Consider the following 23,865-nt stretch of genomic DNA (forward strand, 5'->3'; position numbering starts at 1 on the left):
GTAAGCTATCTAAATATTGACGATGACTCTTCTATTCTCTTTCATGTATAGCTATCTACTATTTTTGAAACCATGAATACTTGGGCCTGTCAAAACTTTGAGCAAATTCTTCTTCTGTTTTAACAAATGCTTTTTCTAATTCTTCATTTCCATCAATAAAATACACAAAATCCAATTCTCTATTTTCAGTACCTCTTTCAGCGCTATATTTCTTTACCATATCTGTAGGTGAGATAATCTTTCTTCCAGATGTCATTCTTAATTCAAAGTGCAACCCTTTTTTTGTTCCTATAGGTTGATACGCATCATACACAAGCTCAGAGCATACCAATTCGTCTCGTGTTTCAAAATCAAAATTATAATCATAGGGCTTTCCGTAGTTTTCAAATGCTCTCATAACAGAATCAAATGTATCTTTCTTACTAAGCCGAGGTCTTAGTACACCCAAATAATCAGCACGAGCTGATTGTTCTAAGGACTGAAGAATAATACCTGGGGATTTACCCTCTATAACTGAATACTTGAAATTATCTTTATCTACTTCTTTTAATTGCTTGAGTAGTTTTGGATGTTCTTGTGCTAAAAGTTGTTCTACATTTTGGTATTCACCCATTGGAAAAAGATCAGCAAAGTGAGCATTCATATCCTCGAGAGTTCCCACATACAAAGCTGCATGTGCCCAGAAGCCAGGAATCCCCACATTACTTGCATACCAATTTCGTCGTTGGACCATAATATCCCCTGGCTGCATTTCTTTTTTAAGTTCAGCAATCTGTTCTAGGGTAATAAATTTTTCATGTCGAGAAGATAGATATGAATCCCCCATCATATTTGCAACATTTTTCTGAACTGGAAACCATAGGTTTGATAACTCTTTTTCCAAACTATACCGCTGTTCTTTTGCTGCTTTAACGGTTGTATTAAAAATATTACTCAAGAGATATGCATAGCTCTTTTCAGCTTCCTCAGTAAGCACTATATATCCTTCGTTTAAGTTCTTTTCAGAAAGAGTGAGATTTAAAAGAGAAATATAGAATCTCCCCATATTTCTTCTTACAAAACTATCGGAACTAAAAAATCTATCGAGAACGTCATCATATGAATCTTTAGCTCCAAATACTGGAGAATACTCATTTAGTTGTTTTATCACAACATTATTATCATCAACTGTATCTATAAGTTTATGAAAAATCTCAAACTTTTTTATATACAACGAGTATGCAATTCCAAAAGACTGCGCGTGATCTTTGGGATGACTAAAAACACTTATGCGATTAAAATATTTGTGAATATCAGTATTTTTTTCTGATTCCATTGCTACAGATAAGAACAAATTCCACTTATTTTGAAGCTGAATTCTATCATCTGCTGTTAAAACTGATTTCTTTAGAATGGGATCCTGAATCAAATCATCTGCAGCCAATTCTAAGTTGTCGAGAAGCACCGTAGCTATTTCCACATCGTTTTCTATGAGTTCGTGTCGTTCTTCTACACTTAATGCTTCAAACGGATTGCCAGAATATGGAATAACCGTCCATGCGATATATACGCAAAAAAGTACAACCAAAACTATAGCTATAACTAACTTATACTGGAATATAATATTTTTTGTTTTTCTAAATATTTTAGATTTAGAAACTTTTTGTCGATCAAATAAAAATGCTTTTATGAGATAGCGAAGTGCTATAAGCAAAAATACTACAGATACGATAAAGTGAAATGGATATAAGAGCTTGAGCCCAGCACAAGCAGCAGCCAATCCAAATGAGATAGCAGCAATGGTCAACGATAAAAGCACTTTCTTTTTGTGTTTCAGAAAGTGATTTTTGAGTGTAACTATTTCTTGCTGCGAATGCTTTGCCACACTATTAATTGCCCTCTACGTATTTTTTAAAATTATCTAAGAATCCTTGCCATCCTGATCTTTGGAGTTCCTCAGTATTTTCATTTTCCATTTCAAATTCCTGTACTATTTTTACAGAATCACCTACTTGTTCAAAATCAACGGTGACTGTTCTTCCGTCATCAATTGTATAATCAAGCTTAGTTGGTGCAATTACTTTTGTATAAACACCAGAGAAATCAAACCCTGGAGATCCATCTCTTGGGGCCATATATGTTAAAAATCTTCCTCCCTCTTTCAAATCATTTGTTTTAGATGTTGCACCCCAATCATCAGAAGCAAATGCCCAATGTGGAATATGTTCTGCCCCATTCCAATATTCCCAGACTTTTTCTGGACTAGCATGTACTGTCGTTTCTATTTTTATTTTTTGCATAGTGAAATAATTATATCAAATGTATTTATTCTATCTCTTTTCAAACGCCATCATAAACATTCCAGGTGATTCAACTATTTCAGTTTTCTTTAGCACATCTTTAAGAAATAATTCTATAATTTCTTTTGCCTTAGATACTTCAGTTCTATCTTCCACATCTATTTCAGCCTCAGTAAAAAATCGCATACTAGGAGAGTGATCAAACTTTACACTATCTATAGTTAGGCTTATGGGAGTGCTTTGGTATTCTCCAGCAAACCATTCTCTATCTTTTATTATTTTTATAGCATCAGGATATTGTGCTATCACAGATTTAAATTCTGGTTCTGTAACTTCATGTTCATTCTCTCTTCGAGCCGGTTGATCATCTACAATTTCCCAAATCTTTTCTGTATAAATATATTTCCCTGCTTCCTCTCGGTAGCGCTTTAAATCATATCCCTTATATTGAGACTTTTTAGCTTCAATATAATAGTCATTTTGTGGAGTCATACCCTTAGCAACAAAACCTCGCGCTTTAAATTCAGCAATGAGATTTTCTTTGTCTTCTGCAGTAAGCTCTACTTTTAGTTCAACTTCGTACATATATAAATCATAGCATAAAAAAAGAGCATCACGAGGATGCTCTGTTACCCTACCACTTCCGTGGGTTGGGTGTTGTACTGCTGCCACAACACTAAGAATTCAGGACACGTACGGATGAGCTGTGCCAACGTGCCGGTAGCGACCAATTGCCCCTCATGAAAGAAGTGAATCACATCAAACATGTGGAGTAGGTGCAGCCGATGAATTGACGAGATCACCGTCTTATCCAAGAACGCGTTGAAGATGTTGGTGTACACCTTCTTCTCTGTAGCCGTATCCAAGCTCGATGTGGGTTCATCGAGTAGCACGACCTCCTTGTCGTGACAGGCCAGGAGCCCGCGTGCAAGCGCCAGGCGCTGCTTTTGGCCACCTGAGAGATTGACTCCGCGCTCCTTGAGGGACGAATCTAGTCCTTTCGGCAACAAAGCGGCAACATCGGTGAAGCACGCCATGTCGGTGTAACGACGGACCAAGTCCGAATCGTACTCCGCACCGAGGGTGATGTTTTCAATCACCGTCGTCCCAAAGATGTCGGGATCCTGCGGCAAAAGTCCAATTGCTCGGCAAATGCCATCAAACCCGTCTTCGATTTCGTGATCATCCACAAAGAGTTTCAAGCTCTGCGGACGATGGAGACCTCGTACGACTTTGAGCAATGTCGACTTGCCGCTTCCACTTGCTCCCACAAGTGCAACGCGCGACCCACGTGTGATGTCGAACGCTACATTTGCCAAGTGTAGTCCCGTACCATTATCTGCGTACGAGAAGTTGAGATCCCTCACTTCCATGCGTTGCCAATCCTTTCGCAACACATGGTTAGCAAGGTTATCTTCTTTGAAGTCGTCAGCCACTTCCTCGGCATTCGCGATGCGTGATGTTCCCACCACGACATCTTTGTACATGCCGGTGAAGCGAAAGAAAACTTCGCTCATTTCATCCAAGTACTTGATGAGGATGTAGACCGTGCCCACGAGCACTGCCTTCGGTGTTTCCATATGCTGCCAAACGTACAGCCCCAAGACAAGCATTGTCATGGCGGCGGTACAGAAGGTAGTAAGGAACCACTTTATCTCGTTAAGCGTTGTGTTCCGCTTAAAGAGATCATACGGCTTGTCGACCCTGTGACAGATCGCCTCGAACACCAGTCGCTCAACGCGCAGAATGATCACGGTTGCAATGTTTGAGATTGTGTCAAAAACATTCTCCGAAATCTCGTTCTCTGCTTTGTTGAGTTTCCGATATTGAGGGATCATCACTCGATCGAACTTGATCGTGAAGAATATGGACAGACACATCATTCCGACGACGATTGGAATCGACATCGGAAAAAAGTATCCGAGCATAATGAAACTCCCCACGAGCTGTATGAAGGCATAGACGATCTGGAACGACATCGACGAAAACTGATAGAGTGCCGAAGCACCTTTTTCAATCTTGTCGATGGTGTCGCCAGAGTGATGCTCCACATGCCATTCCAATGGCAGGGTCATCGTGCCTTTGAGCAAGTACTTCCGGTAGTTCGCACGGGACTTAAACGCATTCAGGGTTTCCCAAACGCGCGCAGGACCGTGAAAAGCCCAGAAGACCATCTTGGTCACAAACATCCACACCAACAACTTGATGAGTGTGGGCATGCTGTCGACGGTGATTCCCTCAGCCTGGATCTCATTCATGATCTTCGCCCCCAACAGAGGCAAGAAAAAGAGCATGATCGAGATCGCAATGATGAAGAAGCCCCAGTACAGGGCCACACTCTTGCGGTTGCCCGCTGAGTAGTGCCACGTCTTCCAGAACAGGTACACGAACGGATTTCCGTTCCTGTGAGGCTTCTTGAACATTCGAGATTCCTTTCGAGATGCGTGTTATATGGCTATGGTAAAGAACAAAACATCATGCCGGGTGGCATGATGTTTTAAAAATTTGATTTAATGGGAGAAATCAAATACTTAAAACATCATACCTGTTTAAAAGAAAGAGCGCATAAATACCACCCACGGCCTTTCGTGGATTGGTAGAACTATTTCGATTAAACATGTTTGATGTCATGATATTGAAACAATACCACACATTAGTACAACATGCAAGCACCAAATTAAAGATATGTCCACTCCCCGTCCAAATAGTTTGCTATATGATTTCCCGTGGTTGGCATTCCATCAACATCATATTCAACCGTGTGAATTGAGGCAGCAAAACGGCATCCTGGTGCCACCTTCGCATTAGGATCTTTATAATCATTTTTTGCCTTTTGATAACTATATTCAGTCTTGCTACCATCCTCGTTTATTACTTCTACTTCATAAAAGCTCAAACCAGCATCGTCAGTTTTTGTTCGCAGTTCAGTATATTTCTTACCCTGCAAAAGAGTACCAAATACACTTCTTATTTCTTCAATACTGGGAAACTTTTCTGCATTTTCTTCAACTCGATTCCAGTTAGTTTCAAAATTATCAGTCATGAATTTTAATATTATTATATTCCACACTTAGCATTCACTGTCACATCCCCCACATTTGAAGCTGTAATAGTATAACCAAAACAAGTAGTTGGTATATAGGTCAGAGAGTAAAATGTCTTACCATCTTTAATTTCTGTTTTTACCTCTTCCAAAACCCTATGCCAATTCACTTTAGAATTTTGATCTTTAAAATTATCTAATCTCAAAACATTATTTTCATTGTTATCTTTAAGTAAGAATTCTCTTTCTTTCAAGAATGTAACAAAATGCTCTTTAGATTTTATATTGATGCTAATTTTGTAAGTAAAGACAGAAGCATTCTGTGATGTCTCAACAGACCGTGGGGTGTTCTCAATAAATGTCTCTTGATATGTGATATAAATACCCACACTTACAGCTAGCACTGCACATAAAGATAAGATAATAGGAGCAAAACGATGTTGAAGTAATTTCATAGATTCTAATTATACCCAAAAATCGCCCCTTTTATTCTTTTTAGTAAATGATCAACATCTCTTTTAGTCTTAAGTGTAATTCCAAATCGTGTTGAAGTATTTTCAAGCAACGTCTGCATGCCCTCTTTTCCGAGCACTGCAGAATTTGAGGCAGCATTGCCCGTAAAGACAAGCTTAAAGTTCTTCATAGAATACTCCCCCTGAGCAGTAGTAACATTTGTAAAATCGATTGCAATAAGATTTGGATATACTTTCATGAGTGCAAACCCATCAACTCCCCCATCTAAACCCAATTTTTCGTAGTCTTTGAGCGAAGATTTCACTCCTGCTGTTATTGATTCAACAAAGTATGCATGCAAAGATTCAGGACTTTCTGTAACTTGCGGCGCATCTGGTTGGTTGAGCAGTAGTGTTGCGCCCACACAAAAAACAGCAACGACTAAAACTATACCAATCCAAAGTTTCTTCATCCTAGGATTGTATCACCTTTAGGCAATTCCATCGCCACCAGTTACTCCATATATTTCTCCTGTAATATAGCTCGCTTCATCTGATGCCAAAAGCACATACACAGGTGCTAGTTCGACTGGTTGACCAGGTCGACCAAATGCAGACTTTTCTCCAAATTGTTTTAATTTTTCCGGAGGTGAGGCATGAGTATTGAGTGGTGACCAAATAGGTCCTGGGGCCACAGCATTTACGCGAATACCTTTTTCTATCAACTGTTCTGCAAGACCTTTTGTGAGAGCTACAAATCCCCCCTTACTTGCAGCATACGGCAGCAAAATAAAAGATGGGTCATATGCCTGAATAGAAACTGTATTTATAATTGATCCACCAGGTTTCATATACTTTAAAGCAGCCTGAGATAGCAAAAATGGTGCAATAACATTTATACGATATATTTCTGCAAAGTCATTTCCTGTAAGTACATCAATACTTTTAAAATATTTTTGTAAAGCAGCATTGTTTACTAAAACATCTAATTTTCTTAATTCTTCATGTGTATGCTCAACAAGCTTTTTACAAAAAGATTCATCTGCTAAATCACCAGGAATTCCAATAGCTTTATGTCCTAATGCTTTTAGCACATCCAATGTTTCTTGTGCATCAACTTCTTCTTCTGGTACATACGAAATCACCACATCAGCTCCCTCTTTTGCAAAAGCCACAGCTACAGCACGACCAATACCAGAGTCTCCTCCAGTAATGAGCGCCGCTTTCCCCGCCAATCGTCCTGAGCCTTTATATGAATCTTTTCCATAGTCAGGCTTAGTTACCATATCTGATTCTAAACCCGGATAATTTTGCGGTTTTTCATTTTTGCCTGGCTTTGGGAATTTTTCTTTTGGATCAGTTTGCATAAATAAAAGTGTATCTAAATGAATACACTTTTATCGACGAATAGTATGAAATTAAATTACAAATAATTATGAGTTGTATGCTTTCTCTAGTGTAGCAATATCAAACTTTTTCATTTTAAGAAATGCTTGAGTTACTCTATCTATTTGTTCTTGTGTACCTTGTGTCATCATAGTGTCTAATGCTGTTGAGGTTACCTGCCATGAAAGTCCAAATTTATCTTTAAGCCAGCCACACTGCTCAGCTTCTGGAACAGCAGATAGTTTCTGCCAATAATAATCTATCTCTTCTTGTGTATCACATGGAATCATAAGTGAAACACCTTCATTAAATATAAATTCATGAGATCGAGCACTATCCATAGCAGCGAGCCATGTATTCATAATAAAAAAGTCTGCGTACATGAGTGTCCCTTCTTTATCAGGCTCCATACCTGCAGGATAACGCGCGGTAGTTCCTCGTTTTCCATCTTTAAATACTGAAGTATAAAAATCAATTGCCTCTTCAGCTTTTCCAGCCACTGTATTTGCATACATGATAGAAGGAGTTACAAACGGTCGTTTTTCTCCATCTGGATTTGTTAGCATCAATTGCCATGAGACTCCATACTTGTCTTGTACCCAACCATACCATTTGCTATGAGGATATTCTTGGAGTGGCATAAGTGCGTTTCCTCCATCAATTAAGTGCGCCCACAAAGTATTCAATCGTTCTTCAGCATCTGGCCAAACTGATGGATCAAAATTGAGGAGAAACGAAACAGAAGGATTAATTTTAAAATATGGTCCAGCACTGATACTCATAAATGGCTGACCTTCTATTTCAAATGACACGATATCGCAATCTCCTGAAGGAGTATTCCGCAGTTGCGAAACTGTATTGATCTTTGAATTTGGAAAAATAGATATATAAAACTCTGCAGCTTCTTTAGCTTGAGTATCAAACCAAAGGTGTGGGGTTATCTTTTGCATAAAAATTATTTATTATTACTCTGCACAAAATACACGGACAATATCATCACTATCATAGGCATTGATTGCACTTTTATTTGGTCCTGCAGAATGCACGACACTCACAATCTGCCCACTATATGCTTCACAGCCAGCTTGGGTAGAACATGTATAATCTGAATCAAATATATACGAGCTACCCCATGGGTCAAGCGGTATCCTCGATATATAAGGCCCATTCCAATTTGGAAAGTTGCCATCTGTTTCATCAACTCCTGCTGCCGCTAAATCAACATAAAGTTCATTGCCGTTACCGTTGCATGCGCCGTTACATACACATTCTGTTTCCTGTAATTTTGTTGAACCAACCGTAGGTATGAACCCAGTATCAAGGGCTAATGTTTTTATCGCATTACTTATCTGAAAGAGTTCAGCTTTTACTTTTGTTACTCTTGCTTTTTGCCGAGCACTATTCAAACTCCCCAACACAACAGCACTAAGTGTGCCGATAATAGCAATCACGACTAAGAGTTCGATTAAAGTAAAACCTGAACTTTTTTTGTGAAGACTCATGTACAACTAATCATATCAGATGATTAATTAAATACACTGTTAATAAAACTTTTTTCCTTCTTTCAACATTTCTAAAATAGCAGCCATTCTTTTTGCTCGAGTCTCAGGCTTTTTTGCAGTACTCAATCGAAAAGCTATCGCATATGTATTTGTTTTGTTAAGCGTTAAAAAAAACTCATATGTTTTTGCATCTTTTTTTATCTCGTTCAAAAAGTCTTCAGGCAATACAGTATTCTTTGGCGAATCATATGCAGCATCCCATCGTCCATCTTTCTGTGCTGCTTCCACCTGTGCTAGTCCTTCAGGTTTCATCCTGTTTTCTTTAATGAGCCGTGCAATATGTTCACGATTTACCTTAGACCATAATCCCTTAGCTCGTCGAGGTCCAAATCGTTGGAGATATGATTCGGCATCATAGCTTTTCTTAACACTATCAATCCATCCATAGCACAGACACACATCAAGTGCTTCAGCATAGGTGATAGTCTTTTTCCCTGATGCTTTTTTAAATATGCGAATAAACAGAGCCGGTGCTTTAGTGTGATTTTTATCAAGCCACGTTTCAAATGCTTTTTGCGTTGTAAAAGATTTAATATCTTCCATTGTTTACTTCAGCCGTTCTAGCTTCCCTTTTCGTTTTACAATATTTTTATAATCCCACTGGATATCTTCAGCTTTCTTGAGCCATCGTTTCAAATCTTTTTTATTGATCTGATCTAGAGATGTATACCGTGCATCAGCAGCTTTAAAGCTTCCTTCATCATTCAAACCTTCTTCTTCAAAACTTTGCCCACTCCAAAATAGTAGCCGCACTGAATCCTTCAATTTGCTATAGCCTACAACAGGATTGCCATCCAAAAACCATACAGGATGACCATGCCACACTTTATTTTCAGCTTGAGGAAGCGCGCTTAATATTTCTTGTGCAAGTGTTTCGCAAATATCTTTATCTTCTTTTAATAGAGCCTTGTTATAAATTTGAATATCTTTATGCATATATTGGTATATTACGACTGTACTATAACAGGCATTCCAATATCTGCCCAACGATAGAGTCTTTCTGCAACTTCTGGTGGAAGGTTCACACAACCATGTGACCATTGTTCACCAAATTTATTATGCCAATAGGCACCATGAATGACAGCTCCATCAGTTGTAAAATAAAGATCCCATGGCACTCCAGGGAGATCATAATACTGACTACTAATATCGGGAATAGGACCTTGCATATATCTACTAGGTGTCTTTCTAAAGACAAAAAATGTACCCCGCGGTGTGAGCATTGTCTCTAAACCTGATGAAACAGGTTCCTCCATAAATAATTCAGCACCATCGTAGGCATAGAGCTTTTGTTCTGAAAGATCAACGACAATGCGTTTGGTTGTTGTGGTACTTACTGTTGCTGTATTTAAATCTCCTACATCAGTAAATACCTGCACAGAATCAGATTCAGCAACATATAGATCACCTTCCATTCGTTCTGGATAGCGAATCCATGTAGATTTGAAATCGATTTTATACCAAGTAAGACCATCTGAAACAACACTATCGGCAACTCTAAGCACCATTCCATCTCGCAGCTTCAATACAGATGGAAATTCAGTACCTGGTCCCGATCGCATATTTACGCAGGATCCTTCACTCTTCCAATCACACCCATTATGTATCTTTATATAGGTAAATACTGGTGGTGGAGGTACTACTGGAGCTGGTGGCTCAGGCGGAGTAACTTCAATAGGTACAGAGATATCAGCTGCTATTGCATGCTGTGTCTGAGTCTGTTTCGTTAGATCTGATATTTTACCGTATGTATTATGATGCAAAATGATTCCACTCACAGTAAGTATCGTTAATACTACTGAACAGATAAAACCATATTTTGACCACGTATCCATAATTGATAATAAAAAGATTGTTTAAGATTTAAGATAAGTATGCCAAATTTATTTTAATATGTATACTTTAGCTATGAAATACGTTGCCCTACTCCGCGGGATTAATGTCGGTGGAAACAACAAAGTTGAGATGTCACGGCTTAAAAAGCTGTTTGAAAGCATGGGTTATACCAATGTCCTTACGTACATTAATTCCGGTAATATTATCTTTGAAACAAAAGGCACTACTGAAGCTCTAGCTAAGACTATTGATGCTGCAATAGAAAAAGAATTCAAAATCCCAGTAACTGTCGTCGTGCGTACCCAAAAAGAAATAGAAAAGCTTGATGATGCAGTACCGGCAACTTGGGTCAATGATGAGAGTATGAAAACAGATATTATGTTTTTATGGAAAGAATTTGATTCTAAAGATGTAGTAAAGCAGCTTACTATTAAGCCGGATATAGATGATGTGAAATACCTTCCTGGCGCAATAGTATGGCGAGTAGATAAAAATAAAGTTACCAAAAGCGGACTTATGAAAATAGTTGGCACAGAACTCTATAAAAAGATGACAATACGCAATGTGAATACATTGCATAAGTTGAAAATGTTGATGGAGGATAAATAGTAAAAATTCTATTACGAATTTCTAATTTCTAAATATTCCTGTACACCCTTTAGCCATCCCCCTTTAAAATATTCTTCTGGCTTAAATGTTTTTATATCAGCCCAGAGCATTTCAACATGTCGTTCCGAAAGTTGTACGTCGCCACTTTTCCATGTGGCAGGATAACCAATGGCAAATATTCTTACTGTTGGATTTCCTTCAGTTGCTTCTACTCGTTCATGTCTTAGAAACACTAAGGGTTTTTCTAATTCATATGCAAGATTACTGCCCACTTCCTGAGACATCTTTCTTGCAATAATGCTTTCGAAAGGAGCATCAAATTCATCTTTCTTAATTCTTCCCCCAGGCAAATCCCAATCACCAAAATTATCTTTCATGACCAAAAACTTTCCATCCTTTTCTAGGAAAACCTTTACTGCTACAAAATATGTATCTTTTTCTTGAATGCTCATATATAGTATTAAGACTATTTTTAGTCTATTATAGCTTACATGATATACAATGTCCCTGGTATTGGCGAGATGGAATTAAAGACGCTCATTCTTGATTTGAATGGGACTCTTACTGTAAAAGGAATAATTCCTGAAGGCGTTAAAGTACGGCTCACGACTCTCAAATCACAAGGATATCGAATTCTATTTTTCACTGGAAATACACGTAACAATGCAGATGAGATTGCTACATCTCTTGGTATTGAATGGATTCTTGCCGAGAGCGGTGTAGCAAAACGTGATGAAGCATTGAAAATAGATCCTAAAACTTGTGTTTCTATTGGCAATGGGCAGATCGATCTTGAACTTATGAAAGTTGTTAAACTCCGCATAGTTACCCTCCAATCCGAAGGAGTGCATGTGCAGACTCTTTTAAACTCCGACATTGTTATTCCTTCCATCACTGATGCACTTGATCTTCTCATTGATCCAGCAACATTAATCGCGACAATGAGAAAGTAATTTAAACAAAAACCTCGCCATAACTATGCCGAGGTTTTTGTTTGTATCTAAAGTAAATAAATTATTTACTTACTGTTGATGTAGCGGTTGTTGTTGCAACTGCTGAAGTAGATGTTGCCATCATGCTTGTACTTGTTGCAGTCATCATAGTTGATGTTGCTGCTTGCCCTGAGCCTGTCGAAAGGGTGCTTGTCGCTACATTTGGAAGTGTTGTTCCTGCATTTAATAATACAACTCCACTGTTTGCATGAATATCTACAGGAAGACGTAGAGCTTCTGCGGCGGTATTTGCAGTTACGGTTGCGAAGTTTCCTGAGGTATTGATATAACCGTAAGTTGCTGCAAATGAATATGCAGGAAGTGCAAACACTGCTGCCACTACTATTGCGATCATTAATTTCTTCATGTGTATTCTAATTATGTGTAATGCTTTACTCTACTATACTAGCACTATGACGAACTACAAAATTGTTACTTACAAATTACGTACCTCTACCAATTCTTTATCCTTCAACTGAAATTTTTTGATCTGTCGTAAAAGTTTTTCTGCACTTTTCCAATCACCAGAACTATAAAAAGAACTTGAAGTGATATATACAAATCCTTTTTCAATTACAACTTTTTCTAAAACTGTAGCATTACCTCCAGACCATCCAGAAATAGTATCTGGAGTTCTAAAATTCTCAACTGATTCCCCTGTTTTGTCTTGATTGTTGAGTACAAGTCGCAAACCATAAGCACAATCACCCTTAGTACATGAGCTCACCCACACAAGAGCATCAGCATACTTATCATTATTTAAATCACCTTTATAGATAGCATCGATTTTATTGAATCCATTATCAACAGCTACTCCATATATAGTATTCCCCTGTGCATCTTGTTGAGTAAGATACTGATACTTTGCTCTGTTTTGAGAAATGAGCCCAATGTTTAAAGCATCTACAATCTGTTGATCTGTGAGATCGGTCATGTCAGTAATTTCTATCGAACTAAGAACTCCTTCTGTATCGGAGGTTGAAGAATTTACAGAATTTATTTTTGTAGAAAGATACACACTCGCAGATATTGCAACAATAGTTATTACGATAATACTTACTACTCGTATAAAACCTTTTTCATACTTTCTCATGATTCTTTTAGTATCTCATTAAAAATAAAACACGGCTATACGTATGTGCACATAGTATGGGAATAAAAATCCCCGGGTCTTGGTAGGCTCGGAGGGTACATATTGCTACACAGTCACGAGATCACTCCCCACAAGCTCGGTAGCTTCGTCGGCTAGCACACTCACGGCGCTTGCCGGTGCGTACCGAATGAGGATGAGCTCGTATGCGCAGCCGGATGTCACGAAGGCATCGTCCACGGGCATCACGGCTTCGACGTCTTGGTACCTTTCGTGATTGCGAGGAAGCGGCGGCTTCTGGGCTTTGCGAGCCCACTCGTCGATTGTCTCGCGGAACACGGCGATGACGATGGTGCCCACAGCAGTCGTCTCACGAAACATCCTTGCAACGTGTGACTGCTGATTGCCCTTGGCGACAAACGGTATGAGCGTGCGTTTTTTGCGCCAGCCCTTCACCGTCCCGCCGTTTTCTTCGCCAACGTTGAAGATGTAGTTGGCTGTGTCGTCCCAGCAGACCGCTGAGTCAACATCTTCATACACGGGCACGATCTCGCTGTCGCTCACCGACAAGCCGTCGACGCCCATCGAGCACTGGTGGCTCGCAACAGGATCGATGACGCCGATCACAATCTCAAACTGCTCGCCCTGCTCGAGAGGGATGTAGCGGAAGTACCTATCCGCATCTCGGGGCCCGATTCCCACCACATCAGCGAGAGCCTTTGGTTGGAAAAATCTCACCTTGCGTACAGGATCGCCACGCGCAGTGACAACGTTGATTCCCACGGTGATGAGATCACCGCGAAATACATCGGTGCCATTGGGGTTGCTTGTGTTCACGAAGCACTCCTGCCCGGTAGGGCTGTAAGAGATATAAGAGGCAACAATGGATGAACAAACTCACTACCATAAGTATGACAAATATGGTTGAGCGGCACAATCATTTACTCACATCCCCATCCATCATTGTCTCGGTCAAGATCAAATTCATCATAGCCGAGTACCTGTACTTTCCCAGTATAATTTGGTCCATTGCCTGATCCGCTTCTACAATCATAATCCCCGGCGCCAATTTTCAAACATCCAGAATAATTTGTATTACATACAGGTTCTGATTTCGGTTCAGGTGGAGGAACTGGTTTTGGAGTCGGTGCAGGAGTTGGAGTAGGTACTGGTGTAGATTCAGGTTTTGCTACGGATTGAGCAACAGGTTTAACTTCTGGTGGTATTGCTGGCTCCTTTTTTACTTCAGGTGTTTTTTCTGCAGCCTGATTCTGAAAAGGCATCACTACAGCTGCTGGCTGAGGTGATTGGACTGCTGAGGTATCTGACATTCCAGCCATTACAACAAACGCACCAATGATTCCTGCTCCAATAAGTAGTTTTTTCATACAAAGACTTTATCTCGAATTTAAATTTCTTTTAAAATATTCTCTAAGATCAGGATCAACTATATATACATATGTACCTAGAATACCTCGAGTTAATAATGTCTTATAAATATTAATCACATATCTTTTTAACTCTTCAGGATCATTTACCCCTCTATGTCCATTTGTATCGTGATATTTATTTTTATTAACAGATATTTCTTTTCTTACTGAGTCATAATATATTTCTGGACCAATAATCACACCTGTGTAATTTAAATCATACCCTTGAATTGTATGAATACATCCCACCTCATTAATTGAGTTCTTTGAATTAACCCAATCATGAATTTGAGAATTCCAAAATAGTTTAGTGTTCTCAATTACAATATCAGGAATACCTTTATTAGTTTTTGAAATCCACCTCCAGGCATACCCTGCAACTAATCTACTTATCTGATGCTCTTTATCTTTCTCTTTAATATCCTCAACCATCTTATCTAGATCATCATATATCTTGAAATCATAATCTGAAAAATTAGCTTTTACATCTACTTTTGCTTCTAATAATTTATCAATGAAGTCTATGTACTCTTGTCCCCCTTTTACTCTCATCTGTGTCTTCAATTCAAAGCTGATTGGATTTGTTTTAAGCACTTTTGTCATTGAGACATCTGAAGGACGTACTGATTGCCGCTCATCATAAAAAAGCACAACATGTTTTGCTGATTGGACTATCCAATCGAGTTCTGTGCCTTCATTGTCCAATCCCAACTTTCTATTTGTGGCGTCAAAGCTTCCATAATTTGGAATGTTTTTTCTCTGACGTAACCGGTGGGTTTCATCTACAACTACTATGTCATATTGCTTTTGAGTTATTTCATTAGGGCCTATCACCATTGATGAATCGAGACCAGGAATACTTCTAAACACTTTTTTGAGTGTTTGTCTTAATGAGGTCATTGCAATCACTATAGCAACATTTGTATTTCCAAGTTCAACAAGTCTTTTTATAAGAAAAGTAGCTAGAATTGTTTTACCTGTACCTGGTCCGCCATGAATAATATAAGTTTGCTTTTTATCTTCCTTGAAATACTCAAGGAGCTTCATCGCTATTAAATACTGATCATCGGTAAGTGTTTTATATGGTGAGTATTTAAAAATATCGCTATTTCTAATTTGAAGAAGATCGTTTTTTGCTAGCTTTTTTTCCTGAAGTGTCTTCCACAAAAGTTCAAATTTGGTTTTATATCTTTCTCTATCAAAATAATCATGATTCTGAAGACCTGCATTTCCATTTTGTAGAATGTACTGTCCATCAGCAACCATATATTCAATGAGAGAAGATTCAGTATCTAGAGTTGCAGACTTGTTAAACTCATCATCAGATATGATATGAATTTTATTTAATTGTTTTCTACTTTGATTATCTAAATGTTGTTTAGTACGACTATATACGCGAACGGTCTCACCGACATAGAGTTCTTTTCCATTTTCTATAAGATACACTACAGGCCAGCCACTTCCATACTTGGAGGTGCGTATTGTTTCAACTCCAGCTTGATCAAAAGGAAATGTCTTTATGTCAGACATATATTAAAGCTTAGTATACTTATCGGATTTTCCTTTTGCTTTTTCTACAGAATACTTTGCTTCATTCTGCTTCATTTTTTCCTCAAACAGTTTTTTAATATCTAAACCTAGATCATGTGACATTAGAAGCACCCAATACAATACATCAGCAAGCTCTTCACCGACTTTATCTTTATTCTCCACAAGATAATTTTCAATATCACCTTCTTTTTTCCATTGGAAATGTTCTAGTACTTCTGTTGCTTCCAGAACAAGTGAGAGCGCCATGTCTTTTGCATTATGAAATTGCTTCCAGTCTCTTTTGTCTCTAAAGTCAACTATTCTTTTTGTTAAATCCTTAATTTCAGACATATTTATATAAACTTATCTATAAGCCTATACCTTCTAAAGAAAAAATCAATTATTTCTAAAGTCTTCGCGAAGTCACAAGGTACCTGTCCCTATTTTCCAACTTCAAATACATTTGGCCATTGTCTAAGTTCGCTTGTTGTTTCACCATAAAAAATATTAAATTTTTCAATAATTTCTCGTACATGAACATGTAGGAATTGCGGCTGATTTTTAAGACTGTTTCTAGGTAATGTTAAAGCAAATACTTGGGGCTCGCTAAGACTTGTGACATTCATATCACTATTAACAAAAGAATGTTTGTGAGCATTTGCTATATCATTTAATATCTCCAAAAATGAAATGTGCCCGGAATATTTTGATTTTATATTCCTCGCTAATTGAGAGGGCTCATTAATTAGTGCTCCTATGCAATCAACCTTCAGGATGTCAGGAAATTCTTCATTAGCAATATAAAAGTCTTTTATATAAAGCAGTGATATGAGTTCATCTGTTGTTCTCTTTAGCCAAAAAGTAATTTCATCACTAAGAGAGTGATCGTTTATCGGATTATATGATATAAAATCACTTGATGTTAATTCAATCAGATTTCTCTCATGCCATTCATTCAAAACTGTTATTTTTATATTAATAAGATCTAGCCTCTGTAAAATTTTAGAGACTTTTAATGTTAAATTTCCATAGGGTGTATTTGGAGGAAGATAAAATAAATGACTATTACTTATGGTTGGCTGATCATATGGACGTTTGCCGTTATTTATAAAAGGTATTGGCATTTTAAGTTATATTTTATGATATTGGAAAGTCCAACTGTTCCTCAGGTATACCTATTGATTTACCGTACTCCACAGCATCACTCCATGTAGACTTATCTGAATACTTTATCCAGAATATTTTGTTCTTATAGATAACGCAGACATCATCTTTTCCCTCTTCCCATGCGTGAACATACCATGGACCTTCAACAAGACTTTTTGAGATTAGTTCTATCTGTTCTTTTTCAATAAGAACATCATGTAATATCCATGAACCGGCTCTTCGAGTATTCAGAATGTTTACGGAGTCTAAAAAAGATTTATCAGTCAAACTGCTTTCTATGATTGAGGATTTAAACATATTTGGATTTTATCTAACCTAAAAACTCAACTTCAAAAACATGATGACTATAAGGGTAACCTGAGTCATTTTTTATGAATCCTGTATTTACAACACTAATCTTTGCTTTCATGTAACTCAATGCTTTTCTTACAATATACAGACCAATACCTGATCCATTTTTACTTATTTCGCTTTTAATACCATTTTTTATATTTCTTCCTTGTCTATTTTCTAGAAATATAATTTCTTCTTCATCTTTTTCAATTGAGACACTGTCCATTGAAATTGATATTTTCTTTTGTTTCAATGCTAAATCTCCAGAAATATCTATTGTAGTATCATTTAACACATACTTACATGCATTATCGAGGATCTGCCAAATCGCAGCATTAAACAAACTATGAACAATATTTATTTTATTTCGATCGCTGTTTTGAAGATTTATTCTAATATCAACATTCTTTTTTTTAAGTTCATCAATAAAAGGATTGGTTAAACGATACAATGCTCTTTCGATATTTGTAGGCAATAATGTGCCAGTATTATCAGCATATCCTCCAATGATTCTAAGTGTTTCAATTTGTGCATCTAAATCAATTGCTCTATGTGACATCTGGCATACATCATCTGCAGCTGCACTTGTATTTTCCTCGATTCTTCGTTTAACTTCTCTAGTAAATTCAGCATAGGGTCTAGCTCTTGCCTTATCAGAAATTAAACGTACAAAATTATTTTTGAATCTATTTTGAAACTTTATTAAATTATGTGAAAATCTCCTAATAATTGCGTCAAATGATTGTCTTTGACCAACTTCAATTTCCTTAAATTTTGGAATTAAACTTAAATAAATACTACAAGCTCTTTGGATTGCTTTACTGCCTTGAAATAAGTCAGCATTCTCATCAACTATTAGCTGAATTGAACCATTTGCATTTTCTCTAAAAGCATTTTTTAAACCTTTCTGAGAAAAATTTTCTCGATTGTTTTTACTAAAAATATCAGGCAAAAGATCTAACTGACCGTGTCTTGCCACAATATTTCCTTTAAAATTTCGTAACTCATAAAAAATAATTCCTTCACTATTTTGATTCATATTTTTTTATAGCTGCTACCTCAATTTGGTCAATATAAACATACGGATCTGAATGTTTGTCAATCCATGCATTCGCGAATGAATGAAATTCATGTCCTGGAATATAACCAGCATGCCCAGAATAAAATATGAGAAATTTTTCTGGATATCTGCTCTTTATTTTTTTTAGCAAACCGATTCCCTCTTCTGATGGGGTTAGGATTTTACCCACTCCGATGTAATCCATAAATATGATGTCAGCATTTTTTATATCTTCTGAATCAAAATTAGTCACATCTTTTATTTGCTGAACATTCCATCCTGCACCTCTAATAATATTCAATCTCGTAGAAAAATCTTCATCATCAACAAATAATACCTTTGTTGAACGTTTGATTTCTTCAATTGATGGTATCTTTTTTTTAGTTAAAACTTTTTTTAACCAATTTCCAGTTTTGTCCATTCCTACACCAATAAATACTCCCGCCAGCTTTGTAGCTGCAATTTCCCACATGGTGATTTATATTATTCTATTCTTACTATGCTGCGGGACTAGGACTCGAACCTAGATACTCAGGACCAAAACCTGATGTCCTACCATTAGACGATCCCGCAATCTTGTCCCGCAAAGTCCTGCACCATAGGTGTAGGACGAAGTGGGATGTGTTCCAAAGATACTACAGTTTATGCCTTATTTCAATAGACAAACTGTGCTATTGTAATATTACGAAGAATCTAGCGTATATATCAATGGAATTCCTATATACCAACAAAAAGATCAACAGCCTTGCTGCAGCCTTCAAAGATGGTGACCAACGAGCTGCTGAGAAGCTTTTCAACTATTTCTACCCCGCTATCTTTAGATACATCCGCTCCCGCCTTACCGACAAGGAAGCAACAGCAGATGTAGCTCAAGATGTCTTTCTGAAACTGGCAAAATCGATTGTTCTCTATGACGCAGCTAAAGGAAATTTTAGTACATGGTTTTGGCAAATTGCCCGCAACACCTTTACCGATCATTTGAGATCATTGCAGCGAGATCATTCACAGAGTGAGACTCAGCTTGATATTGCTCTCGATAGTATGGAAGCAAGTTTGGACAATACCGAAAGTGTGAGAGAACGAATGACCGAAGTAAAAGAAATCATTCAAGAGTTTTCGGAAGAAGATCAAGAACTATTTAGACTTCGGTATATCGCCGAATTATCGTTTGAAGAAATTGCTGAGCTCACTGATAGGACCGAGAATGCACTGAGAGTTTCACTCCATCGAATCCGCGAAAAAATCAAAAAAGAATATGATAAAAAAGATTAACAACTACATACAGGATCGAAAGATCACCCGCCGCGCAAAGCGAGATTTAAACCCTTCGAAAGAGGCGATGAATCATGCGCGATTGGCGTTTATGGGCGAAGTTACCGAGCGCTTCCCTTTTGCTATGAAGTCTACACCTAAAGCGACACATCACTATGCCCGCTTTGCTATTGCTGGAGTTGTTGCAATTCTTCTCATAAACAGTGGAGCTGTGATGTATGCTGATACTACTAATGTAGATGCAGAACATCCGCTCTACTCATTTAAGCTTGTTGCTGAGAAAGTGCAGGTTCTTGCTTCATCTGAAGAAAAACGTGCAGAGCTTGAATTGAAATTTGCTGAGCGACGAATGGTTGAAATTGAAGTTGAAGAACAATATACCGAAATGCCACAAGAGGCACGAGAGAAAAAGAAGATAATGCTTCAGGCACAGCTTGAAAAGCATATGGTAAATGCCGAGCGATTTATTGCTATGAAGCAAGCAAAGCGAGGTAATGTTGGAATTGCAGCTACTTCTACTATTTCAGTTACTGCTACATCTACCCATTCGACTTCCTCGACTGCGCTCGCAACAAGCACCTCAGGGCAAGCTGCAACTTCTACTTTAAAGTCAGAGATTAAAACTCTTATTAAAGAAATAAAAGAAACTTCTAAAGAACAAAAAGAAGATATTAAAGAAAAGCGAGAAGCAGCTAAAGATGCTTTGAAAGCAAGTACGTCTACATCAATTACTGCTGAAGTAAAAACATCTGAGTGTAAAAAGTTTGAAGATGTGGAAAAGCAAATTAATAAGCTTTCTACTCGAAAAAGCCTTCAGATCAATACAAAACTCGACAATATTATCAAATACTGTCAAGACTAATACTCCCTGAGTCTGCTACGTATATATAAGCAGAGATCACATGGTCTCTTCACATCAGTCACGATTATCTTTAACTTATATACGTATGAAAAATTCAGCTAAAATTGGTTCAGTACTCGCGCTTACCGTTGTTCTTCTTACAGGAAGTTCAGCATATGCACACACAGGAACTACAACTCCAAAAACAGGGACTGCGAAGTTCTTCTCAAAGTTACATATCAACGGTCTTGGTAAAACAAACATCGTTGGATCGGTAACTGCCGTATCTGCAACTGGATTTACTGTAGCTTCACAAGGAGGCTCATGGACTATTAAGACTGATTCTAATACTCACTTCACTGTAAAGAATGGAGCAAACCAAGTGAAAGTTGGTGATACCGTGATGGTATATGGAACTGTTTCAACAACAGAGACTATGACTATCGTTGCTTCAAAAATTGAAAACAAGACACTCAAGACAACGATGAAACTCGAAAAGAAAGCTGCCCACGAAAACAAAAAAGAAATTAAGCAGAGTCTTAAAGAATTGAAAAAGCATATGTTATCACTATTTAGCTTCGGTACGGTGCAAAGTGTCGGAACTAATTCCCTCACCCTCAAGTCTCAGAATGGTGCAACATATGATATAAAAACTTCATCAACAACAGAGACATATAAAAAAGATTGGACTGCAACTTCAACCTCAGCAATCAAAGCAAATCATCAGATTCACGTGTACGGAACAAAGACAGGAACGACAACAATCGATGCGTCTATCATTCACGACTTATCTCTCTAAGTATCTCTCATACGTAAAATACAAAAAGCCCTGAGTTAAATCAGGGCTTTTTGTATGGCTTATATATAAGATGTTATGCCGTGCTTAGTGAAATGAGAGCAAGTTCAAATGGCAATTCACTTATTGGAGAGAACCGAGCAAGATCCTGAGCTTTCAAAAATTCTAATACTGCTTTTGAGGTAATGCCTGTATCTTTCTTTGCAGCGAGGACTTTCATCCAACTAAAATCTTCTCCTGAAAATTCATCTTCTATCATTTTGTCCATGTCTGGACTGTACTTGAGCAATAAAATAGATCGGAGTTTGTGGAGCACAAGCTTTGAGAAAATAGCCATGTCTACATTTTGATCCACTGCAGATCTCAAAGCTTTCAATCCAGATGAAGCATCTTTTGTATCTATAGCTGCTACCACATCATTAATAAGTGAAGTACGTGGAGCGCCTGTTACCAGTTCTACTTCTTCTCGAGATATTTCCTTATCTTTAGATGAGCTAATCACCTTCTGCAATATGCCGTGAGTATCTCGGAATGATCCATCTCCCAAGAGCGCTACGAGCTCCGCAGATGCCGTATCAAGAGTGTATCCTTCTTTTGTGGCAACCTTAAGCACCACATCTTTCAAAATCTTTTGTGAAGGCTTTTTAAAAGCAAACGTCTGACATCGTGAGACAACAGTTTCTGGAAGTTTGTCGGTCTCTGTCGTTGCCAAAATAAACACAGCGTGTGCAGGAGGTTCTTCAAGGGTTTTTAGAAGCGCATTGAATGCTTCTTTGGTAAGCATGTGTACCTCGTCGATAATATAGACTTTGTATTTTGATTCAAAGGGCAGTGTATTTACTCCATCGCGAATCTCTCGGATATCATCAATACCTCGATTTGAGGCAGCATCTATTTCATATAAATCATTGGTACTTGTGCCAATCTCTCGGGCAAAAATTCGAGCAATAGATGTCTTTCCGGTACCTCGAGTCCCTGAAAATAAATATGCGTGGGAAATATTTCCCTGTTCAATTGATCCTTCTAAAACTTTAACAATATGATCCTGTCCTACAACATCCTTGAAGGTATGTGGTCGATATTTTCTATAAAGTGCAACATGTTCTTCTGTCATGAAGAGTAGTATATCAAATATTTAAAATATAAAGGACCCCGCTGCACTCCAGTGCAAACGGGGCCCCGCGCCACAGCTCAATGCTGCAACAATGGTCCAGCTCTGAGTATACATCGCCCATGCTACTGCAGACGACTGGTTCCGCTCACTAGTATAAATGATAGTAGTTTTTATGCAAAGGAAAAGCCGGAGAGGGGTTGTGCGCGTCGCGCTCTCTCCGGCCCAGATAACCGGCAGTTATGCCGTTATCCTGCTCAGAACCTCTGAGGTACAGGTCAGGGTTGCCGTAGCACCCGAATTTGATATGGGACAATGTCCCGGATCACCCCCTTTCAGGAGCGTCGGCGTTTCTTGGTCTCGAAGAACAGGTTGGGGCTGATGAATGCTCGGCACATAGGCGAACTCTCCCTTCGGTATGGCTGGATTCCTCCAGCGGACACGGTTGATCACTACTGAAACCCACTATATCAGAAACGTTGTTGAGTTTCCAGTCTGTATAAAAATAGATCAGGCGGCCTTTGCGGGGCCGCCTGTCTGGTATGTGTGGGTATCGATTGATACCTCGCACACACCGAATGAATTCTAGAACTGTGAGTGAGTCAAACCGTGACTCGCGGGATCAGCAAACGTTGCTGATCATCGGACTCGGCTGCGGGTCACACGTCGGTCTGGCCGCCGGCGCCCTTCTCGTTCTCGACGACGGCCGTGGTGCCGCTGTCGGAGTCGTTGGCGCCGACGCCGCGGTCGGCCGGGTCGAGCTGGTCGCGCGGCTGGCCCTGCTGGCTCTGGTCGTTGCCGCCGTCGGCGCCGCCCTGCTGCTGGCCGTGCGCGCCGGTGCCGTCGCCCTCGGTGACGTTGTTCGACATGCTGCCGCCGGGGCCGCCGCCGCTGGCCGGGTCGTCCTGCGTGTAGTTCATCGAGGACTGGACCGGACCGCTGAGGATCGAAAAGATGCTGCTGCGCTTGCCCAACATGGGAATCCTTCCCCAGAGGTTGAACCTCTGGTCTCACGCACGCCTAGCCTACCTAGTTTGCAGTTCCGGAAACGCCCGGATCCACAGGTATGCTCTGCG

At 38.8% G+C, this 23,865-nt stretch carries 31 protein-coding genes and 1 tRNA gene; 5 read left to right on the plus strand and 27 right to left on the minus strand.

Features of this window, described 5'->3' with window-relative positions; translation table 11 throughout:
- Nucleotides 1-58 precede the first annotated feature (58 nt).
- The 13 genes from V4519_03800 to V4519_03860 all read right to left on the minus strand — a co-directional run bounded on the left by V4519_03800 (nucleotide 59) and on the right by V4519_03860 (nucleotide 10,557).
- Entirely contained in the window at nucleotides 59-1,864 is a 1,806-nt protein-coding gene (locus V4519_03800; GenBank protein MES2437114.1) for a YiiX/YebB-like N1pC/P60 family cysteine hydrolase, read from the minus strand.
- Between the two features lie 4 nt (nucleotides 1,865-1,868).
- Complete coding sequence (locus V4519_03805) at nucleotides 1,869-2,279, minus strand: SRPBCC domain-containing protein (GenBank protein ID MES2437115.1); 411 nt, start codon at nucleotides 2,277-2,279, stop codon at nucleotides 1,869-1,871.
- 30 nt (nucleotides 2,280-2,309) lie between these two features.
- Nucleotides 2,310-2,864, minus strand: coding sequence for a CYTH domain-containing protein (locus tag V4519_03810; GenBank protein MES2437116.1), 555 nt, complete (start codon nucleotides 2,862-2,864; stop codon nucleotides 2,310-2,312).
- A gap of 44 nt (nucleotides 2,865-2,908) precedes the next feature.
- Nucleotides 2,909-4,702, minus strand: a complete 1,794-nt coding sequence (locus tag V4519_03815) for an ABC transporter ATP-binding protein (GenBank protein ID MES2437117.1) — start codon at nucleotides 4,700-4,702, stop codon at nucleotides 2,909-2,911.
- A 254-nt stretch (nucleotides 4,703-4,956) separates the two neighbouring features.
- A complete protein-coding gene (locus tag V4519_03820) occupies nucleotides 4,957-5,322 on the minus strand; it encodes a hypothetical protein (protein MES2437118.1) in 366 nt (121 codons plus the stop codon).
- Between the two features lie 14 nt (nucleotides 5,323-5,336).
- Nucleotides 5,337-5,777, minus strand: a complete 441-nt coding sequence (locus V4519_03825) for a hypothetical protein (protein ID MES2437119.1) — start codon at nucleotides 5,775-5,777, stop codon at nucleotides 5,337-5,339.
- Nucleotides 5,778-5,782: 5 nt separating this feature from the next.
- Entirely contained in the window at nucleotides 5,783-6,247 is a 465-nt protein-coding gene (locus tag V4519_03830; protein MES2437120.1) for a hypothetical protein, read from the minus strand.
- A gap of 18 nt (nucleotides 6,248-6,265) precedes the next feature.
- Complete coding sequence (locus tag V4519_03835) at nucleotides 6,266-7,141, minus strand: SDR family oxidoreductase (protein MES2437121.1); 876 nt, start codon at nucleotides 7,139-7,141, stop codon at nucleotides 6,266-6,268.
- A gap of 66 nt (nucleotides 7,142-7,207) precedes the next feature.
- Nucleotides 7,208-8,110 (minus strand): VOC family protein, encoded by a 903-nt coding sequence (locus V4519_03840; GenBank protein ID MES2437122.1) that lies wholly within the window; start codon nucleotides 8,108-8,110, stop codon nucleotides 7,208-7,210.
- 15 nt (nucleotides 8,111-8,125) lie between these two features.
- Complete coding sequence (locus V4519_03845) at nucleotides 8,126-8,662, minus strand: prepilin-type N-terminal cleavage/methylation domain-containing protein (GenBank protein MES2437123.1); 537 nt, start codon at nucleotides 8,660-8,662, stop codon at nucleotides 8,126-8,128.
- 39 nt (nucleotides 8,663-8,701) lie between these two features.
- Nucleotides 8,702-9,265 carry a YdeI/OmpD-associated family protein gene (locus V4519_03850; GenBank protein ID MES2437124.1) on the minus strand — a complete coding sequence of 188 codons (564 nt, stop codon included), beginning with the start codon at nucleotides 9,263-9,265 and terminating at the stop codon, nucleotides 8,702-8,704.
- Between the two features lie 3 nt (nucleotides 9,266-9,268).
- Complete coding sequence (locus V4519_03855) at nucleotides 9,269-9,658, minus strand: DUF1801 domain-containing protein (protein ID MES2437125.1); 390 nt, start codon at nucleotides 9,656-9,658, stop codon at nucleotides 9,269-9,271.
- Nucleotides 9,659-9,669: 11 nt separating this feature from the next.
- Nucleotides 9,670-10,557, minus strand: coding sequence for a L,D-transpeptidase family protein (locus V4519_03860; protein MES2437126.1), 888 nt, complete (start codon nucleotides 10,555-10,557; stop codon nucleotides 9,670-9,672).
- A 73-nt stretch (nucleotides 10,558-10,630) separates the two neighbouring features.
- Between V4519_03860 and V4519_03865 the strand changes: the two genes are divergently transcribed.
- Nucleotides 10,631-11,167, plus strand: coding sequence for a DUF1697 domain-containing protein (locus V4519_03865; protein ID MES2437127.1), 537 nt, complete (start codon nucleotides 10,631-10,633; stop codon nucleotides 11,165-11,167).
- 11 nt (nucleotides 11,168-11,178) lie between these two features.
- Here the strand turns inward: V4519_03865 and V4519_03870 are convergent, their stop codons facing one another.
- A complete protein-coding gene (locus tag V4519_03870; protein ID MES2437128.1) occupies nucleotides 11,179-11,619 on the minus strand; it encodes a hypothetical protein in 441 nt (146 codons plus the stop codon).
- Between the two features lie 39 nt (nucleotides 11,620-11,658).
- Here V4519_03870 and V4519_03875 point away from each other — a divergent pair, with 39 nt between their 5' ends.
- The gene (locus V4519_03875; GenBank protein ID MES2437129.1) at nucleotides 11,659-12,120 is read left to right on the plus strand and encodes a hypothetical protein; all 462 of its coding nucleotides are present in this window, start codon (nucleotides 11,659-11,661) and stop codon (nucleotides 12,118-12,120) included.
- Between the two features lie 61 nt (nucleotides 12,121-12,181).
- Here V4519_03875 and V4519_03880 read toward each other — a convergent pair whose 3' ends face one another.
- The 11 genes from V4519_03880 to V4519_03930 form a co-directional block, all read right to left on the minus strand.
- Complete coding sequence (locus tag V4519_03880) at nucleotides 12,182-12,526, minus strand: hypothetical protein (protein ID MES2437130.1); 345 nt, start codon at nucleotides 12,524-12,526, stop codon at nucleotides 12,182-12,184.
- 69 nt (nucleotides 12,527-12,595) lie between these two features.
- Nucleotides 12,596-13,252, minus strand: a complete 657-nt coding sequence (locus tag V4519_03885; GenBank protein MES2437131.1) for a hypothetical protein — start codon at nucleotides 13,250-13,252, stop codon at nucleotides 12,596-12,598.
- Between the two features lie 105 nt (nucleotides 13,253-13,357).
- A complete protein-coding gene (locus V4519_03890; protein MES2437132.1) occupies nucleotides 13,358-14,086 on the minus strand; it encodes a hypothetical protein in 729 nt (242 codons plus the stop codon).
- Between the two features lie 104 nt (nucleotides 14,087-14,190).
- Nucleotides 14,191-14,637 carry a hypothetical protein gene (locus V4519_03895; protein ID MES2437133.1) on the minus strand — a complete coding sequence of 149 codons (447 nt, stop codon included), beginning with the start codon at nucleotides 14,635-14,637 and terminating at the stop codon, nucleotides 14,191-14,193.
- Between the two features lie 9 nt (nucleotides 14,638-14,646).
- On the minus strand, nucleotides 14,647-16,209 hold the full coding sequence (locus V4519_03900) for a DNA/RNA helicase domain-containing protein (GenBank protein MES2437134.1): 1,563 nt from the start codon (nucleotides 16,207-16,209) through the stop codon (nucleotides 14,647-14,649).
- Between the two features lie 3 nt (nucleotides 16,210-16,212).
- A complete protein-coding gene (locus V4519_03905) occupies nucleotides 16,213-16,560 on the minus strand; it encodes a nucleotide pyrophosphohydrolase (protein ID MES2437135.1) in 348 nt (115 codons plus the stop codon).
- 89 nt (nucleotides 16,561-16,649) lie between these two features.
- Nucleotides 16,650-17,333: a hypothetical protein gene (locus V4519_03910; protein ID MES2437136.1), complete on the minus strand. Its 684-nt coding sequence runs from the start codon at nucleotides 17,331-17,333 to the stop codon at nucleotides 16,650-16,652.
- A 13-nt stretch (nucleotides 17,334-17,346) separates the two neighbouring features.
- Entirely contained in the window at nucleotides 17,347-17,673 is a 327-nt protein-coding gene (locus V4519_03915; GenBank protein ID MES2437137.1) for a hypothetical protein, read from the minus strand.
- A gap of 13 nt (nucleotides 17,674-17,686) precedes the next feature.
- Entirely contained in the window at nucleotides 17,687-18,748 is a 1,062-nt protein-coding gene (locus tag V4519_03920) for an ATP-binding protein (protein ID MES2437138.1), read from the minus strand.
- Nucleotides 18,735-19,241 carry a hypothetical protein gene (locus tag V4519_03925; GenBank protein MES2437139.1) on the minus strand — a complete coding sequence of 169 codons (507 nt, stop codon included), beginning with the start codon at nucleotides 19,239-19,241 and terminating at the stop codon, nucleotides 18,735-18,737. Before V4519_03925 ends, V4519_03920 begins: the two co-directional genes overlap by 14 nt.
- Before the next feature lie 30 nt (nucleotides 19,242-19,271).
- Nucleotides 19,272-19,342: transfer RNA gene (locus V4519_03930), tRNA-Gln, on the minus strand.
- A 135-nt stretch (nucleotides 19,343-19,477) separates the two neighbouring features.
- Between V4519_03930 and V4519_03935 the strand changes: the two genes are divergently transcribed.
- The 3 genes from V4519_03935 to V4519_03945 all read left to right on the plus strand — a co-directional run bounded on the left by V4519_03935 (nucleotide 19,478) and on the right by V4519_03945 (nucleotide 21,681).
- Nucleotides 19,478-20,041, plus strand: coding sequence for a sigma-70 family RNA polymerase sigma factor (locus tag V4519_03935; protein MES2437140.1), 564 nt, complete (start codon nucleotides 19,478-19,480; stop codon nucleotides 20,039-20,041).
- Nucleotides 20,025-20,903, plus strand: coding sequence for a hypothetical protein (locus V4519_03940; protein MES2437141.1), 879 nt, complete (start codon nucleotides 20,025-20,027; stop codon nucleotides 20,901-20,903). Before V4519_03935 ends, V4519_03940 begins: the two co-directional genes overlap by 17 nt.
- 85 nt (nucleotides 20,904-20,988) lie before the next feature.
- Nucleotides 20,989-21,681 (plus strand): DUF5666 domain-containing protein, encoded by a 693-nt coding sequence (locus V4519_03945; GenBank protein MES2437142.1) that lies wholly within the window; start codon nucleotides 20,989-20,991, stop codon nucleotides 21,679-21,681.
- A 73-nt stretch (nucleotides 21,682-21,754) separates the two neighbouring features.
- Here the strand turns inward: V4519_03945 and dnaX are convergent, their stop codons facing one another.
- The gene (gene dnaX, locus V4519_03950) at nucleotides 21,755-22,792 is read right to left on the minus strand and encodes a DNA polymerase III subunit gamma/tau (protein ID MES2437143.1); all 1,038 of its coding nucleotides are present in this window, start codon (nucleotides 22,790-22,792) and stop codon (nucleotides 21,755-21,757) included.
- Nucleotides 22,793-23,448: 656 nt separating this feature from the next.
- Nucleotides 23,449-23,766 (minus strand): hypothetical protein, encoded by a 318-nt coding sequence (locus V4519_03955; GenBank protein MES2437144.1) that lies wholly within the window; start codon nucleotides 23,764-23,766, stop codon nucleotides 23,449-23,451.
- Nucleotides 23,767-23,865 lie beyond the last annotated feature (99 nt).

The organism is Patescibacteria group bacterium (genome assembly GCA_040387855.1).
In the GTDB taxonomy this organism is placed as follows: domain Bacteria; phylum Patescibacteriota; class Minisyncoccia; order Phycocordibacterales; family JAKAEA01; genus JAZKCY01.